The 13,734-nt window shown below is 68.8% G+C and carries 15 protein-coding genes; 7 read left to right on the forward strand and 8 right to left on the reverse strand.

Features of this window, described 5'->3' with window-relative positions; translation table 11 throughout:
- Positions 1-46 precede the first annotated feature (46 nt).
- The gene (gene dprA / locus HNQ67_RS01210; RefSeq protein ID WP_183251590.1) at positions 47-1,141 is read right to left on the reverse strand and encodes a DNA-processing protein DprA; all 1,095 of its coding nucleotides are present in this window, start codon (positions 1,139-1,141) and stop codon (positions 47-49) included.
- A complete protein-coding gene (gene plsY, locus HNQ67_RS01215) occupies positions 1,138-1,779 on the reverse strand; it encodes a glycerol-3-phosphate 1-O-acyltransferase PlsY (protein WP_246347430.1) in 642 nt (213 codons plus the stop codon). Before plsY ends, dprA begins: the two co-directional genes overlap by 4 nt.
- A gap of 212 nt (positions 1,780-1,991) precedes the next feature.
- Between plsY and HNQ67_RS01220 the strand changes: the two genes are divergently transcribed.
- On the forward strand, positions 1,992-2,846 hold the full coding sequence (locus HNQ67_RS01220; protein ID WP_183251594.1) for an N-acetylmuramoyl-L-alanine amidase: 855 nt from the start codon (positions 1,992-1,994) through the stop codon (positions 2,844-2,846).
- Here HNQ67_RS01220 and pyrC read toward each other — a convergent pair.
- From pyrC to ruvX, 4 genes are read right to left on the reverse strand one after another with little or no spacing between them, the layout of a single operon-like run.
- Positions 2,843-4,126, reverse strand: coding sequence for a dihydroorotase (pyrC, locus tag HNQ67_RS01225; RefSeq protein ID WP_183251596.1), 1,284 nt, complete (start codon positions 4,124-4,126; stop codon positions 2,843-2,845). The genes HNQ67_RS01220 and pyrC overlap by 4 nt on opposite strands.
- On the reverse strand, positions 4,123-5,106 hold the full coding sequence (locus HNQ67_RS01230) for an aspartate carbamoyltransferase catalytic subunit (RefSeq protein WP_183251598.1): 984 nt from the start codon (positions 5,104-5,106) through the stop codon (positions 4,123-4,125). Before HNQ67_RS01230 ends, pyrC begins: the two co-directional genes overlap by 4 nt.
- 23 nt (positions 5,107-5,129) lie before the next feature.
- Positions 5,130-6,050 carry an AEC family transporter gene (locus tag HNQ67_RS01235; RefSeq protein ID WP_183251600.1) on the reverse strand — a complete coding sequence of 307 codons (921 nt, stop codon included), beginning with the start codon at positions 6,048-6,050 and terminating at the stop codon, positions 5,130-5,132.
- Complete coding sequence (gene ruvX / locus HNQ67_RS01240; protein ID WP_183252705.1) at positions 6,047-6,523, reverse strand: Holliday junction resolvase RuvX; 477 nt, start codon at positions 6,521-6,523, stop codon at positions 6,047-6,049. The genes HNQ67_RS01235 and ruvX overlap by 4 nt, the downstream gene beginning before the upstream one ends.
- Positions 6,524-6,599: 76 nt before the next feature.
- Between ruvX and HNQ67_RS01245 the strand changes: the two genes are divergently transcribed.
- The 6 genes from HNQ67_RS01245 to HNQ67_RS01270 all read left to right on the forward strand — a co-directional run bounded on the left by HNQ67_RS01245 (position 6,600) and on the right by HNQ67_RS01270 (position 11,515).
- Positions 6,600-7,124, forward strand: coding sequence for a hypothetical protein (locus HNQ67_RS01245; RefSeq protein ID WP_183251602.1), 525 nt, complete (start codon positions 6,600-6,602; stop codon positions 7,122-7,124).
- A gap of 83 nt (positions 7,125-7,207) precedes the next feature.
- Complete coding sequence (gatC, locus tag HNQ67_RS01250; protein WP_183251604.1) at positions 7,208-7,495, forward strand: Asp-tRNA(Asn)/Glu-tRNA(Gln) amidotransferase subunit GatC; 288 nt, start codon at positions 7,208-7,210, stop codon at positions 7,493-7,495.
- Between the two features lies 1 nt (position 7,496).
- Entirely contained in the window at positions 7,497-8,975 is a 1,479-nt protein-coding gene (gene gatA, locus HNQ67_RS01255; RefSeq protein WP_183251606.1) for an Asp-tRNA(Asn)/Glu-tRNA(Gln) amidotransferase subunit GatA, read from the forward strand.
- A 2-nt stretch (positions 8,976-8,977) separates the two neighbouring features.
- Positions 8,978-10,471 carry an Asp-tRNA(Asn)/Glu-tRNA(Gln) amidotransferase subunit GatB gene (gene gatB, locus HNQ67_RS01260; protein ID WP_183251608.1) on the forward strand — a complete coding sequence of 498 codons (1,494 nt, stop codon included), beginning with the start codon at positions 8,978-8,980 and terminating at the stop codon, positions 10,469-10,471.
- 2 nt (positions 10,472-10,473) lie between these two features.
- Positions 10,474-10,767 carry a DUF6958 family protein gene (locus HNQ67_RS01265; RefSeq protein ID WP_183251610.1) on the forward strand — a complete coding sequence of 98 codons (294 nt, stop codon included), beginning with the start codon at positions 10,474-10,476 and terminating at the stop codon, positions 10,765-10,767.
- Positions 10,768-10,873: 106 nt separating this feature from the next.
- Complete coding sequence (locus HNQ67_RS01270) at positions 10,874-11,515, forward strand: hypothetical protein (protein ID WP_183251612.1); 642 nt, start codon at positions 10,874-10,876, stop codon at positions 11,513-11,515.
- On the opposite strand, the gene HNQ67_RS13795 is transcribed toward HNQ67_RS01270, so the two are convergent.
- Positions 11,439-12,644, reverse strand: coding sequence for an ATP-binding protein (locus HNQ67_RS13795; protein ID WP_221247685.1), 1,206 nt, complete (start codon positions 12,642-12,644; stop codon positions 11,439-11,441). The two genes, HNQ67_RS01270 and HNQ67_RS13795, sit on opposite strands and share 77 nt — an antisense overlap.
- Before the next feature lie 176 nt (positions 12,645-12,820).
- Positions 12,821-13,504 (reverse strand): P-loop NTPase family protein, encoded by a 684-nt coding sequence (locus HNQ67_RS01280; RefSeq protein ID WP_183251616.1) that lies wholly within the window; start codon positions 13,502-13,504, stop codon positions 12,821-12,823.
- Positions 13,505-13,734 lie beyond the last annotated feature (230 nt).

Below are 13,734 nucleotides of genomic sequence, written 5' to 3' on the forward strand. Positions count from 1 at the left end.
TGGCGCGGGCGTCGCTGTCAATCGTCGCCGAGATTCAGAGGGGAGATCAGCCGGAAACCAGCCCTCCGGGAAGCAGGGTCGCTCGGCCTGCGAGGCTCAGTTCCAGCAGGGCGGCTGCGACCATTCCAACGGGCGCGTTCAGCGCCCGGGCCAACTCGTCGCGCGGCGTTGGCGTTGGCGACAGCAGGGTGGCGACCTGCTCGAGGAAGGCGGCGTCCATGTCGTCCGGCGCGCCGGCGAACGGATTGTCGGCGGGCGGCTCGCCAAGCGTGCGCAGGGTCGAGAAGGCGCGCTCCACGTCGTCCACGCCCTCGCACAGGATGGCCCCCTGTCGCAGCAGTTCGTTCGGTCCGCGCGAGCGAGGATCCAGCGGCGACCCCGGCACGGCGAAGACGTCGCGGCCCTGCTCGCCCGCCAGCCGCGCTGTAATCAGGGAGCCCGAGCGCAGTTCGGCCTCGACGACGATCACACCCCGCGACAGGCCTGAGATGATCCGGTTGCGGCGCGGGAAATCCTTGGCCTGCGCCCGCGCTCCGATGCGGCTCTCCGAGACGATGCAGCCCTGTTCGGCGATCTGCGCATAGAGGTCGGCGTTGTCCGGCGGATAGACGTCGTCGACGCCGCCGCCCAGCACCGCGACGGTGCCGGTCGGCAGGGCGCCGGCATGGGCCGCGCCGTCGATCCCGCGCGCCAGTCCGGACACCACCACATGTCCCGCCTCGCCGAGTTGCTGCGACAGGCCTCGCGCGATCCGCTGTCCGCCGGCCGAGGCGATCCGGGCTCCGACCACGGCGATGCAGGGTCGCGTCGTCAGGCTCGGGTCGCCCAGCGCCCAGAGCATCGGCGGCGGCGGGTCGACGGCCGCCAACATCTCCGGATAGTCGGGGTCGCCCAATACGATCAGCCGGGCTCCCAGGGCGGTCCCGGCCTCGATCTCGGCCTCGATCTCGGCGACAGGCGCAAGGTCATGCTCGTGCCCGCCGCCGCGCCGGAGTAGCTCAGGCAGGGCCTCGACGGCGCGCTGGGCCGAGCCGAACCGGTCGAGCAACTGTTGGAAGGTGACCGGACCGATCCGGTCGGTGCGCGCCAGTCGCAGTCGGGCGATCCGCTCCGTCTCCGGCAGCGGCGCCCCGGCGGTCACGCCTTCCCGGCGCCGATGCGGGGCTCGGCCCCCTTGAGCAGGCGGCCGATGTTCTGGTGGTGCCGGACCCAGATCAGGGCGGCGGTGAAGAGCGCCACCACGACAATCGGGGCGGGGGCGGGCAGTCCCAGCGCCGCCAGCGGCAGCAGCGCGTAGAGAGGCGCGGCGGCGGACGACGCCAGCGCCGCCAGCGAGGAAATCCGGAACAGGGCGGCCACGATCAGCCAGGTCGCGCCCGCCAGCAGGCCCAGCGGCCATGCCGCCGCCAGCAGCAGACCGAAGAAGGTGGCGACGCCCTTGCCGCCCTTGAAACCCAGCCAGACCGGGAACAGATGGCCGAGGAAGGCGGCCCCGCCCGCGATCGCCGCGATCGCCGGTACCTCGGGAAACAACAAGCGGGCGATCAGCAGCGCCGCCGCTCCCTTGCCCGCGTCGAGCAGCAGGGTGGCGAAGGCCAGATCCTTGCGCCCGGTCCGCAGCACATTGGTTGCGCCGATATTGCCCGAACCGATGCCGCGCACGTCCTGACCGGTTACGGCGCGGGTCAGGATCACGCCGAACGGGATGGAGCCCAGCAGGTATCCTCCCGCCGCCGCGAGCGCGAGCGTTCCCAAAGCGGGCCCGACCAGATCCTGCAACTCAACCCCCATACAGCCAATGCGTGCTTATAACGACTTCACGCGCGATGCACTCACGATGTCAGACGATTCGGACATCCCTACTCCGCGTGGCTCCCAAATGCACCGGGGGTGGAGCAGCAAAGGCGCGTTCGGATAACAATGTTGTTGAATGGCGTCGCAGTCTCAACCCACACTAGCCCCTGCCAACATCATTCACCCGGGAGGGGGACATGAAATTTGACAGCAAGGGACGCCTGGACAATGCGAACTGGGCGCCGTCGCCCAACTTCTATCCGGGGGCGAACGCGCGCGAAATCATCGTGATGCATTACACGGCGGGCTACACCGCCGGCTCCGCGATCAATACTTTCGCGGTCAAAGGCTCGAAGGCCAGCGCCCATTTCGTGGTCGAGGTCGACGGGGCGATCACCCAGATGGTGTCGACCAACGACAGGGCCTGGCATGCGGGCGGCGGCTACTACCAGTCCCGGAGCCAGGTGAACAATTTCTCGATCGGTATCGAGATTGTGAATCCGGGATACCACTTCAGCGACGGAGCGGGCGGCTACCTGAATTGGGCGCGCAAACCCGTCAAGGCGTCGCAGTTGAAGCCATTTCCCGGCATGACCCAAGCTCATGATCCCTGGGCGGGTTCGGCCAAGCTGTTCTGGCCGAACTATCCCGAGGCCCAGCTCGTGGCGGTCGAGGCCCTGACCCGCGCCCTGCTGAAAGCCTATCCCACGATCCGTGACGTCGTCGGCCATCGGGACGTTGACGGGGTGCGCAAGCTGAAGGTCGATCCCGGCCCGGCCTTTCCTCTTCGTCGTTTCAGGTTGCTGACGGACGAACGGTCTGACGAGACGCCGCCTGCACCGGTCATGCGCGTCGCGGTCGAGGACGGGGGTCTGAACGTTCGCGGCGGACCGGGCACGGCCTTTGCCGTGATGGACTGGAGTCCGCTCAGGAACGGCGAAGACGTCGAGGTGCTCGAGCGGCTCGGCGACTGGTACCGGATCCAGCGGTGGTTCAGCGGGGTGGCGAAGAGAGGCTGGGTCTTCGCCCGCTATCTGGAACCGCCGGGCTAGGCCTTGAACACGGTCCGGCCGCCGACGACGGTGAGCAAGACCTTCCCTTGCAGACGCCGTCCGTCGAACGGCGAGTTCTTCGATTTGGACTTCAGGGCGTCGGCGTCGATGACCACGGGCGCGCCCGGATCGAACAGCATCAGATCGGCCGGGGCGTCGGTCGCCAGCTCCCCCGCCTCCAGCCCCAGCAGGGTGGCCGGGCCGTGGGTCAGGGGGCGCAGGATATCGAGCAGGTCCAGCCCGTCCTCGTGATGCAACGACAGGGCCGCGGGTAGCAGGGTCTCGAGACCCACCGCCCCGGGCGTGGCCTCGGCGAAGGGACGGCGCTTGTCCTCCGCGGGGGCAGGGGCGTGGGCGCTGGTGATGGCGTCGATCAGGCCGTCGCGCACCGCCTCGATCAGCGCCTGCCGGTCGCGCTCGGACCGTAGCGGCGGGTCCATCCGGTAAAACGTCCGGTAGTCGCCGATATCGATTTCGTTGAAGCACAGGTGATTGATCGACACCGAGGCGGCGACTTCCAGTCCCCTGGCGCGGGCCCGGGCCAGGGTCTCCAGCGCGGCCTCGGTCGAGATCTGATCGACGAGGAAGCGTGCGCCGGTCTGCTCCACCAGCGCCAGATCGCGCTCCAGTTGGATGCGTTCAGCGATGGCCGGGGCGGACGACAGGCCCAGCCGGGTCGCCAGTTCGCCCGATGTCGCCACCGCCCCTTCGCTCAGCCAGGGATCGGCCGGACGGCACGAGATCAGCGCATTGAAAGCCGCCGCATAGCTCATCACCCGCTGCAGCATCCGGGTGTTGGCGATGACCCGGTCGACGTCGGTGAAATACAGGGCGCCGGCCTCGTCCATCAGGCCGATCTCGGCCATGCGGCTGCCGTCGCGGCCCTGCGTCGCCGCCCCCGCCGCCCGGACATTGACCAGACCCAGCGCCGCCCCGCGCCGCTGGATGAATTCGATCATCGCCGGATCGTCGATGGCCGGATCGGTGTCCGGTTGGATGACGATGGTGGTCACCCCGCCCGCCGCCGCCGACAGCGACGCCGACTTCAGCGTCTCCTTCGGCTCCGCGCCCGGCTCGCCGGTCTTGACCCGGATGTCGATCAGGCCGGGAGACAGGCACAGTCCGTCTGCGTCGACCACCTCGACGCCCGCCGGGGCCGAAGCCCCGCCGCCGCGGATGACCTCGACGATCCGCCCGTCCTCGACCAGCACCGAGCCCGGCCCGTCGTAATCGCCGGCCGGGTCCAGCAGACGCGCGTTCAGAATGGCCAGCGCGCTCATGCCTCGGCCTCCTCGCGCCGGGCCGACAGGGCCGCCAGCACGGCCATTCGCGCCGCCACCCCCATCTCGACCTGGTCCTGGATCAGCGACACGGTCAGATCGTCGGCCACTTCAGAGTCGATCTCGACGCCCCGGTTCATCGGCCCGGGATGCATCACTTTCGCGCCCGGCTTCGCCCACGCCAGTTTTTCGCGGTCGAGGCCCCAGAAGCGGAAATACTCGCGGGTCGAGGGCACCAGCGCCCCCTCCATCCGCTCCAGCTGAAGGCGCAGCATCATCACCACATCGACGCCCTGCAGCCCCTCGCGCATGTCATGAAAGACCTCGCAGCCCCAGCGATCGGCGTCGCCCGGCACCAGCGTCGGCGGCCCGATCAGCCGCACCCGCGCGCCCATCATCGACAACAGGGCCACGTTCGAGCGCGCAACCCGACTGTGGGCGATGTCGCCGCAGATGGCGACGCTCAGGCCGCCGACGTCGCCGAACGCCCGGCGCAGGCTCAGCAGGTCCAGCAGGGCCTGGGTCGGATGTTCGTGCCGACCGTCTCCGGCGTTGACCACCGCGCAGCCGACCTTCTGCGACAGCAGGGCCGCCGCTCCGGAGGCCCCGTGCCGCACCACCAGCACATCGGGCTTCATCGCGTTCAGGGTCGCCGCCGTATCGATCAGCGTCTCGCCCTTGGCGGTGGATGAGGTGCGGGGCGACAGCGCCGTCACATCGGCCCCCAACCGTTTGGCGGCGATCTCGAACGAGGCGCTGGTCCGCGTCGAATTCTCGAAGAACAGGTTCATCACCGTGCGGCCGCGCATCAGGTCCAACGACTTGGCGCTCTGCCGGTTGAACTCGACGAAGGCGTCGGCCAGATCCAGCAACGGCGGGACCGTCGCGGCGTTCAGATCGCCGGCGGACAGGAAATGGTCGCGGGGGAACGGCGCCAGCCGCTCGTGGATCAGATCGGTGACGGCGGCGGGCTGGGTCATCGAGGCCCGGCTATACGGCGGACTCACAGGAAACGGAAGGCCGCCAGCAGGATCGGTATGGTGGCGGCGCTGGCCACGGTGGTGAAAGCCACCACCCCGGCCATCAGCGGCGCGTCCCCGCCCATCTGCCGCGCCAGCACATAGGAGGCCGCCGCGCCGGGCGCCGCGCCCGCCAGCAGGGCGATCCCCTGCGCCGTCCGGTCCCCGCCCAGCCAGCCGCAGACGAAATACATCGCCACCGGCAGGACCAGCAGCTTGATGACCGAGACGGTGACAATCAGCATCGGCCGCGCCGCTGCGTAGCGGAAGCTGAGCCCGGCCCCCGCCGTGATCAGCCCGAGAGCGATCGCGCCCGGCCCCATCAGTTCGAACACGCCCTCCATCAGAGGATGCGGTCGCAGCCCGCTGAGGTTCAGCGCCGCGCCGACGCCGCAGGCCCAGATGATCGGATTGCGCCCCAACGAGCGCAGCGCCAGCCGCCATCCGCCGCCTTGACCCGCGCCCCATTTCGCCAACGCCAGCACGCAGATCACGTTCAGGGCCGGGGCCAGCACCCCGAAGGCCACGGCCGCCGTCCCCAGCCCACTGGGCCCGAACACCGCCCCGGCGACTGGCAGGAAGACGAAACCGTTCCAGCGGATCACCCCCTGGAACACGCTGGTGAAGCCCGGATCGCTGACCGGCAGGACCGGCCTGGCCGCCAGCGACAGCCCGGCGACAACGAACGATACCCCGATGGTGCTCAGCGCCACCGGGCCGGCCGTTCCGGCGCTGAAGTCCGCGCCCCACACCGCCGGCACGAGGAAGGCCGGGTAGAAGATGAAATAGGTCAGCCGCTCAACGGCCCGCCAGCCGTCGTCTGCCAGCAGGCCGCGCACCTTCAGGCCCCAGCCCAGCGCGATCATGGCGAAAACCGGCACGATCCCGGCCAGCAGTCCGTTCATCGGGCGGCCGCGTCTCTCAGCCGGTCAAGCGCCCCCTGCAGGATCCAGGCGGCGGCGGTTCGGTCGACCACATTGGCCCGGCGCTTGCGGTTCAGGTCTAGGTCCTCGATCAGGAACCGCTCGACCGCGCTGGTCGAGAGCCGTTCGTCCTGAAACGCCACCGGCACGGTCCGCAGCCGCTGCAGATTGCGCGCGAAGGCCCGGCACGACTGCGCCCGGGGCCCTTCCGACCCGTCCATGTTCAGCGGCAACCCGATGATCAGGGCCGAGGCGTTGCGCCCGTCCATCAGCTTCAGCACCGCCTCGGCGTCCTGGGTGAATTTGGTCTTGCGGATCAGCACCAGCGGGCTGGCGATCATCCGCGTCGCGTCCGAGGCGGCCACCCCGATGGTCTTTTCGCCGAGGTCCAGCCCCAGCCAGGGCGTTCCGGGCGGCGTCGAGGCGGCGAGCTCTTCAAGGGTCATGACGGTCACGGCCTGCCGGTAGGACTGGCGCGACCGCGTGTCAAAGTGCAAAGCTCTCTCAGCGTTAGACGAGGAGGGTCTTCCGATGAAGCCGCTGTTGTTCCTCACCGCCCTGGTCGGGCTCGCCGCCTGCGATTCCGGGGTCGAAACCCGCCAGGACGTCGTGCCGCCTGCCGAGCGCCCCGCCCCGGCCGCCACCGCCACGCCGTTCGCCCCGGCTGGTCCCGCCGCCACGCTCCAGCCGGAGACCCGTGAGGGCCTGCAGGACGCCGCCGCGGTCGTTCGTCTGGATGAACTGGCGGGGCAGGGGCCCCTCGCGGCCAAGCTGTTCGGCACGGCCGGCGGCGATCCGGCCATGAACGGCCTGTACACCTACATCGCCTTCTTCGAGAATCCGTCCGAGGGCTGGCGGGTGTTCCGCATCGGCGACGTGCTCGACTACCGGATCCTGTCCCAGCGGGCCGGACGGGTCGATCTCGAGCTCGACGAGAGCATCCTCGACGACGTCTCCGGCGACATCGGCGGCCGCACCCGCCGGGTCATCGTCAGCTGGCCCATCGCCGCCGACGGCTCGCCCCCCGCCGAGGTGACGGTCACCCCGGCGCAATAGGCACGCCGGGGCGGCTGAAATCCTTGTGAAAGCGGGGCGGGGCCGCTAATCCCGCCCGTTCTGGTTTCGCTATGGAGGGCCGCATGGCCATCGACGCCGCGACCGTGCGCCGGGTGGCGCACCTCGCCCGCATCAAGACCCCGGAAGACCGGCTCGAGCCGCTCGCCGCCGAGCTGAACGGCATCCTCGCCTGGATCGAACAGCTCAACGAGGTCGACGTCGCGGGCGTCGAGCCGATGACCTCCAACGTCCACCAGCCCCTGCATCTGCGCGACGATGTGGTCACCGACGGCGGCAAGCGCGACGACGTGCTGTCCAACGCGCCCCGCGCCGCTGACGGCTTCTTCGTCGTGCCCAAGGTGGTCGAATAGAATGTCCGACCTCACCAAACTGACCCTGAAAGCCGCCCTCGACGGCCTCAAGGCCCGCGACTTCTCCTCCGAGGAGATCACCCGCGCCTTCGTCGCCAACATCGACGCCGCCAACCCGCGCCTCAACGCCTACGTCGTCCAGACCACCGACAAGGCGCTGGAGATGGCCCGCGCCTCAGACGCCCGTCTGGCCAAAGGCGAGGGCGGCCCCCTCGAAGGCGCCCCGCTGGGGATCAAGGACCTGTTCTGCACCGACGGCGTCCAGACCACCGCCGGCTCCAACATGCTGCGCGGCTTCGTCCCGCCCTATGAGTCGACCGTCACGTCCAACCTCTGGGCCGACGGCGCGGTCATGCTCGGCAAGCTCAACATGGACGAGTTCGCCATGGGCTCGTCCAACGAGACCTCGGCCTTCGGTCCGGTCGTGAACCCGTGGAAGTCCAGCGCCTCCAACGCCGACCTGACCCCCGGCGGCAGCTCCGGCGGCTCGGCTTCGGCCGTCGCCGGGGACCTCTGCCTCGCCGCCACCGCCTCGGACACCGGCGGCTCGATCCGCCAGCCCGCCGCCTTCACCGGCACGGTTGGAATGAAGCCCACCTACGGCCGCGCCAGCCGCTTCGGCATGGTCGCCTTCGCCAGCTCGCTGGATCAGGCCGGCCCGATCGCCAAAACCGTCGAGGACGCCGCCATCCTGTTGCGCTCGATGTGCTCCTTCGACCCGAAGGACTCGACCAGCCTCGACGTCGAGGCGCCGGACTGGACCCAATCCCTCGGCAAGGGCGCCAAGGGTCTGCGCATCGGCATCCCGAAGGAATACGTCGTCGACGGCATGCCCGCCGAGCAGATGGACCTGTGGGAGAAGGGCAAGGCCTGGCTCAGGGACGCCGGGGCCGAGATCGTCGACATCAGCCTGCCGCACACCAGATACGCCCTGCCGGCCTATTACATTATCGCCCCGGCCGAGGCCTCGTCCAACCTGGCCCGCTACGACGGCATGCGGTTCGGCCATCGCGCCGACAAGGCCTCCAGCCTGACCGACCTCTACGAGACCAGCCGCGCCGAGGGCTTCGGCAAGGAGGTCCAGCGCCGACTGACCATTGGCGCCTATGTCCTTTCCGCCGGATTCTACGACGCCTACTACGTCCGCGCCCTCAAGGTCCGCCGCCGTATCGCCATGGATTTCGACGCCGTCTGGGACAAGGTCGACGCCATCCTGACCCCGTCCACCCCCTCGGCCGCCTTCGCCATCGGCGACAAACAGGTCGACCCGCTGCAGATGTATCTGAACGACATCTTCACCGTCACCGCCAACCTCGCCGGCCTGCCCGGCATCTCGGTCCCCGCCGGCCTCGACAAAGGCGGCCTGCCGCTCGGCCTTCAGGTCATCGGCAAGGCGCTCGACGAGGCGACGGTGTTCCAGGTGGCGGACGTGCTGGAGCAAAGCGCCGGCTTCACGGCCCGGCCGGAGAAGTGGTGGTGAGCATGACCGAGAACACGAAACTCATCCACGGCCGCACCGGGCCGTGGGAAATCGTCATGGGGCTGGAGATCCACGCCCAGGTGGCGTCGAAGGCCAAGCTGTTCTCGGGCGCCGCCGTCGGCTTCGGCGCGGGGCCGAACGAGCAGGTGTCGCTGGTCGACGCCGGCTTCCCCGGCATGCTGCCCGTGCTCAACAAATTCTGCGTCGAACAGGCCGTCCGCACCGGCCTCGGCCTCAATGCGCAGATCAACAGACGCAGCCAGTTCGACCGCAAGAACTATTTCTACCCCGATCTGCCGACCGGCTATCAGATCAGCCAGCTCTACCACCCGATCGTCGGCGAGGGCGTCGTCGAGGTCGAGGCCGAGGACGGCGCCTTTTTCAACGTCGGCATCGAGCGCCTGCATCTGGAGCAGGACGCCGGCAAGCTGATCCACGACCTGTCGCCGACCGAATCCTATGTCGACCTCAATCGCGCCGGCACGGCCCTGATGGAGATCGTTTCCCGGCCCGACATCCGCTCGCCGGAAGAGGCGGTCGCCTACGTCAAGAAGATCCGCACCATCCTGATCTATCTCGGCACCTGCGACGGCGACATGGAGAAGGGCAATCTGCGCGCCGACGTCAACGTCTCGGTCTGCCGCGAGGGCCAGTACGCGAAGTACAAGGCCACCGGCGACTTCAGCCACCTCGGCACCCGCTGCGAGATCAAGAACGTCAACTCGTTCCGCTTCATCTCCCAGGCCATCAACTACGAGGCCCGGCGCCAGATCGAGATCCTCGAGGACGGCGGCAAGGTGATCCAGGAGACCCGCCTCTACGACCCCACGGCCGGCGAGACCCGTTCGATGCGCTCCAAGGAAGAGGCGATGGACTATCGCTACTTCCCCGACCCCGACCTGCTGCCGCTCGAGATCGAGCAGGCCTGGATCGACGAGATCAAGGCCAACCTCCCCGAACTGCCCGACGCCAAGCGCCGCCGGCTCATGGCCGACTACGGCCTGTCGCAATACGACGCCGTGGTGCTGATCTCGGAACAGGCCAAGGCCGACTATTTCGAGGCCGCCGCGAAGGGGCGCGACGCCAAACTGGTCGCCAACTGGGTCACCAACGAGCTGTCCGCCCGCCTCGCCGCGAACGATCTGGACTTCGACCAGAGCCCGGTCCCGGCCGCCCATGTCGCCCAGCTGGTCGAGCTGATCGAGACCAACGTGATCTCCTCCAAGATCGCCAAGGAGGTCTTCGACCACGTCTGGAACGGCGAGGGCTCGCCGGCCGAGGTGGTCGAGAAGCACGGCCTGAAACAGGTCACCGACACCGGCGCGATTGAAAAGGCCGTCGACGAGATCATCGCAGCCAACCCCGACAAGGCCGCCGCCGTCGCCGAAAAGCCCCAAGCCATCGGCTGGTTCGTCGGCCAGGTCATGAAGGCCACCGGCGGCAAGGCCAACCCGGCCGCGGTCAACGACATCCTGAAGGCGAAGCTGGGGCTCTGATCATGGCCCAGGAAATCTTCGAGGCGTTGAACGTCAATCATCCGGGCAAGGTCCACCGGGTGGACGCCGTGAAGTTTTGCAAGGCCTGCGCCGGTCTGCTTTCGGTTCTCCCGACCGAGGCCCCCGGTCTTAACCAGTCCGAGATGATCGCGGCGGCGCGGGCGGTCTTGCCCGACGCCGACTTCCCCGGTTCGACCCAGGGCTGGTGGGTCAAAAGCGCCCAGCTGCACCTTGAGGCCGTCGGCGAGGTCGTTCGCGACACGGGCAAACCCCTGCGCTGGCGGCGGGTGAGCTGAGCCGCTGCCGTCCCGGGCGTGGTCCGGGCGATCGCTCCGACTGGCCTCTCGCGACGGGAGCCTCCAATATCGCGGGACGCGAGAGGCATCATCCGGGGGGATGAACATGACAGCACGGCACATCCGATGGGCTCGTATCTTGTCGCTGGCGGCCGTGGCGGCAGCGACGCTGTTCGTTCTGGTGGTGGCCCTGCAGCCGTGGGCCGAGCCGCATCTGATGTTCATGGACATGATCGCGGCGGCCGAGGCGTCCGGCTATTGCTGCCGGGGCTACTATGGGGCGGTGTCCCAGCTCGGCGTCATGGCCTGGTTCCTCACGGCCGGGGTGCTTCTGCTGGCGGCCCTTTGCGTGGCGACGAGCGGCGGACGCTGCGGGCTGTTGGCCTTCGCCGCGGTGTTCAGCACGCTCCTCGGCGCCGATGACGGGCTGTTGCTGCATGAATCCATGCTGCCCGGCATCGGGGTGCCCCAGTTCGTCGTGGTCGGGATCTATGGCCTCATTGCGCTCGCCTACGCCTGGCTTCAGCGGCACAGGATGATGATGCTGGACGGGGCTTTTCTGCTGCTGGCCTTCACCCTGTTCGCGCTCAGCCTGGGCATCGATCAGGTCCTGCATACGACGGACGGTCACGTCGTCGCGGTCGAGGACGGTCTGAAGTTCGTCGGCATCGTCAGCTGGCTGGCGTTCCACTTGGACTGGGCCTGGCGAACGGTTTCCGGGATCGCCCGGCCCGCGCCAGTGAGCTGAGGGACCCCGCCTCCGGGTCCGCCAGGCGATACTCCGGATGATTGCGGAAATGCCGCAGGAAGACATTCCCGTAGGTGCCGATGGCCGGCAATGGATCGGCGGGATCGAAGATGGCGTGGGTGCAGCGCAGGGCGTCGCTCGCGATCGTCCACAGCGTCGCGAGCGAGGCGAGAGGACGGCTTTTTCCACCGGCGATCTGCTTCGCCAGCAGACCGAGATCGCCCTTGGTCCAGACGTAGCGGACCCCTCTGCGGTAAGTCCACGGCGGCTGTTGCGGATCGACCGTCTCGCCCAGCGCCAGTTGCAGGCCCCACACGCTGTGCGGCAGGCCCGCGCATTCGGCGATCCGTCCCAGGCTGACGCGCGGATTGATTTCCATGAAGGTGACCCGCCCGGTCGGACTGACAATGAACTGCGCGCAGCCGGTGGAGGTGTAACCCAGATGGGAAACCAGCCGCTCGACCCCTTCCGCGACCAGCGGGGTCGGGACGACCGTCTCGCCGTACGTCGTATAACCCGTGCCGTCGTCCACGTGAGTGCGCGCGGCCCGGATCTCGACGGCGCGCAACAGCCGGCCCCGGTCGGCGCTGAAGATCACGCTGTGACGGGGCCCGGAAACATAGCTCTGGACGATGAGCTCCGGGTGGATCGCCGGCCAGTCTGGCATGACGGCCTCCAGTCCGGCGGCGTCCTGCACGATCAGGGCTTTGCGCCCGAACAGTTCGGCATCGACCACGGCTGGTTTGACGATCAGGGGAAATCCGATCCGGCTCGCGGCCGCCTTCAGTTCCACCAGACTGCGCACCCGCTCATAGGGCGCCAGCGCCACGCCCAGCGCGGCGCACAGGTCGAACAGACCCGGCTTGTCCATACAGGCCGCCACGGTCTGCGCGTCGGGCATGATCAGCTGCGACAGGCGTTCAAACTGCGCCCGGTGCCGCGTCAGGAAACGCGAGCCCGCCTCACTGACCGGTTGGATGGCGTCAACGGGGCCGTGTTCGCTTAGCCAGTCGAGGATATACGGCAAGGCGTCATCGGTTCCGGGCTCCAGCGGCGGGTGCCGGAACGATCCAGCGATATGACGCGACCACTCCAGATAGTTGCTGAATTTGGACACGCCGGCGAACACCCGGTGTCCGGCCTGATCGAGGGCGCGGGCGACCGGAAACGCCATCCGGGCGTCGCCGATCAGCAGTACGGTCCTGGAATCGACCGAGGATGGGATCGCACTCAGGTGTCGAGGCCCTCTCATGGGGCAAGCCTAACCGCGAAACCTTGAGCTTGGCTTACGGGCCATCGAGGCCGCTACTCAAACAACGCCCCGCTCTCCGGCGGGCCCTCCACCACCGTCCGGGCCAGGGCCCGGGTCACGGGCCGGTGCAGGTCGTCCAGCCGCTCGACCACTTCCGCCGCCGCCGCCGCCGAGCGGTCGATGCGGCGCAACAGGTAGGGGACCACGTCCTTCGCCGGCCGGATGCCGCGCTCGGCGAAGCGCGCGTCCAGCATGGCGGCCAGCACGGCGTCGTCCGGGGCCTCCACCGCGATGGTCCGAACAGAGTCCAGCCGGGAGCGCAGGTCGGGCAGGGCGGTCGACCAGGCCGACGGCGGCTCGCGCGAAATCAGCAACAAGGCTCCGCCCGGCGTCTGGGCCAGATTGATCAGATGAAACAGGGTCTCGTCGTCGACGTCCCGGGCCCGATCCAGCAGCACCGGCCGGCCCTCCAGCTCCAGCGGGTCGATCAGAGCCGCCTCGGCCCCGTGCAGCGCCGTCGCCCCGACCCGTTCGGCCCAGATCTGCCCCAGCCGGCTCTTTCCCGCGCCCTCGGGGCCGTGGACCGCCATCACCCCGCCGATAAGGTTGGGCCAGTCCGCCAGCGCCTCGTGAGCCGCCCGGTTGCTGTCCGAAACGACGAACCCTTCCGCACCCTCGGGCAGGTCGCTCTTTAACGGCAGGCGCATCTGGTCAGGCGGCGAGGGGCGGGCGGTCATCCCGTTCATCATAGCAGATGAACGGTGCGGTTCCGCGCGCGCCCGTGGACAAGCGGCCGCACCTGTGGATGCACGGAAGCCCTGCCATCCCGACACTCCCGTACCCTGTCATCCCGGCCAAACCCGGTCCTTCCGGACGGAGCCCTGCCGTCCCGGAGTCGGCCACCCGATCGCGGCCAAGGACTAGGAAAGTCGGCGGCGGCCTGACTCGATCGACCGGAATGCGCCGC

It is taken from the genome of Brevundimonas basaltis (assembly GCF_014202075.1).
GTDB lineage: Bacteria > Pseudomonadota > Alphaproteobacteria > Caulobacterales > Caulobacteraceae > Brevundimonas > Brevundimonas basaltis.

Bases quoted from the DNA above. Each gene is read 5' to 3' on its own strand.
- gatB (WP_183251608.1), top strand. From the start codon at position 8,978: ATGACCGAGAACACGAAACTCATCCACGGCCGCACCGGGCCGTGGGAA.
- HNQ67_RS01235 (WP_183251600.1), bottom strand. From the start codon at position 6,050: ATGAACGGACTGCTGGCCGGGATCGTGCCGGTTTTCGCCATGATCGCG.
- HNQ67_RS01230 (WP_183251598.1), bottom strand. From the start codon at position 5,106: ATGACCCAGCCCGCCGCCGTCACCGATCTGATCCACGAGCGGCTGGCG.
- HNQ67_RS01265 (WP_183251610.1), top strand. From the start codon at position 10,474: ATGGCCCAGGAAATCTTCGAGGCGTTGAACGTCAATCATCCGGGCAAG.
- HNQ67_RS01280 (WP_183251616.1), bottom strand. From the start codon at position 13,504: ATGACCGCCCGCCCCTCGCCGCCTGACCAGATGCGCCTGCCGTTAAAG.
- HNQ67_RS01220 (WP_183251594.1), top strand. From the start codon at position 1,992: ATGAAATTTGACAGCAAGGGACGCCTGGACAATGCGAACTGGGCGCCG.
- pyrC (WP_183251596.1), bottom strand. From the start codon at position 4,126: ATGAGCGCGCTGGCCATTCTGAACGCGCGTCTGCTGGACCCGGCCGGC.
- HNQ67_RS01245 (WP_183251602.1), top strand. From the start codon at position 6,600: ATGAAGCCGCTGTTGTTCCTCACCGCCCTGGTCGGGCTCGCCGCCTGC.
- gatA (WP_183251606.1), top strand. From the start codon at position 7,497: ATGTCCGACCTCACCAAACTGACCCTGAAAGCCGCCCTCGACGGCCTC.
- HNQ67_RS01270 (WP_183251612.1), top strand. From the start codon at position 10,874: ATGACAGCACGGCACATCCGATGGGCTCGTATCTTGTCGCTGGCGGCC.
- gatC (WP_183251604.1), top strand. From the start codon at position 7,208: ATGGCCATCGACGCCGCGACCGTGCGCCGGGTGGCGCACCTCGCCCGC.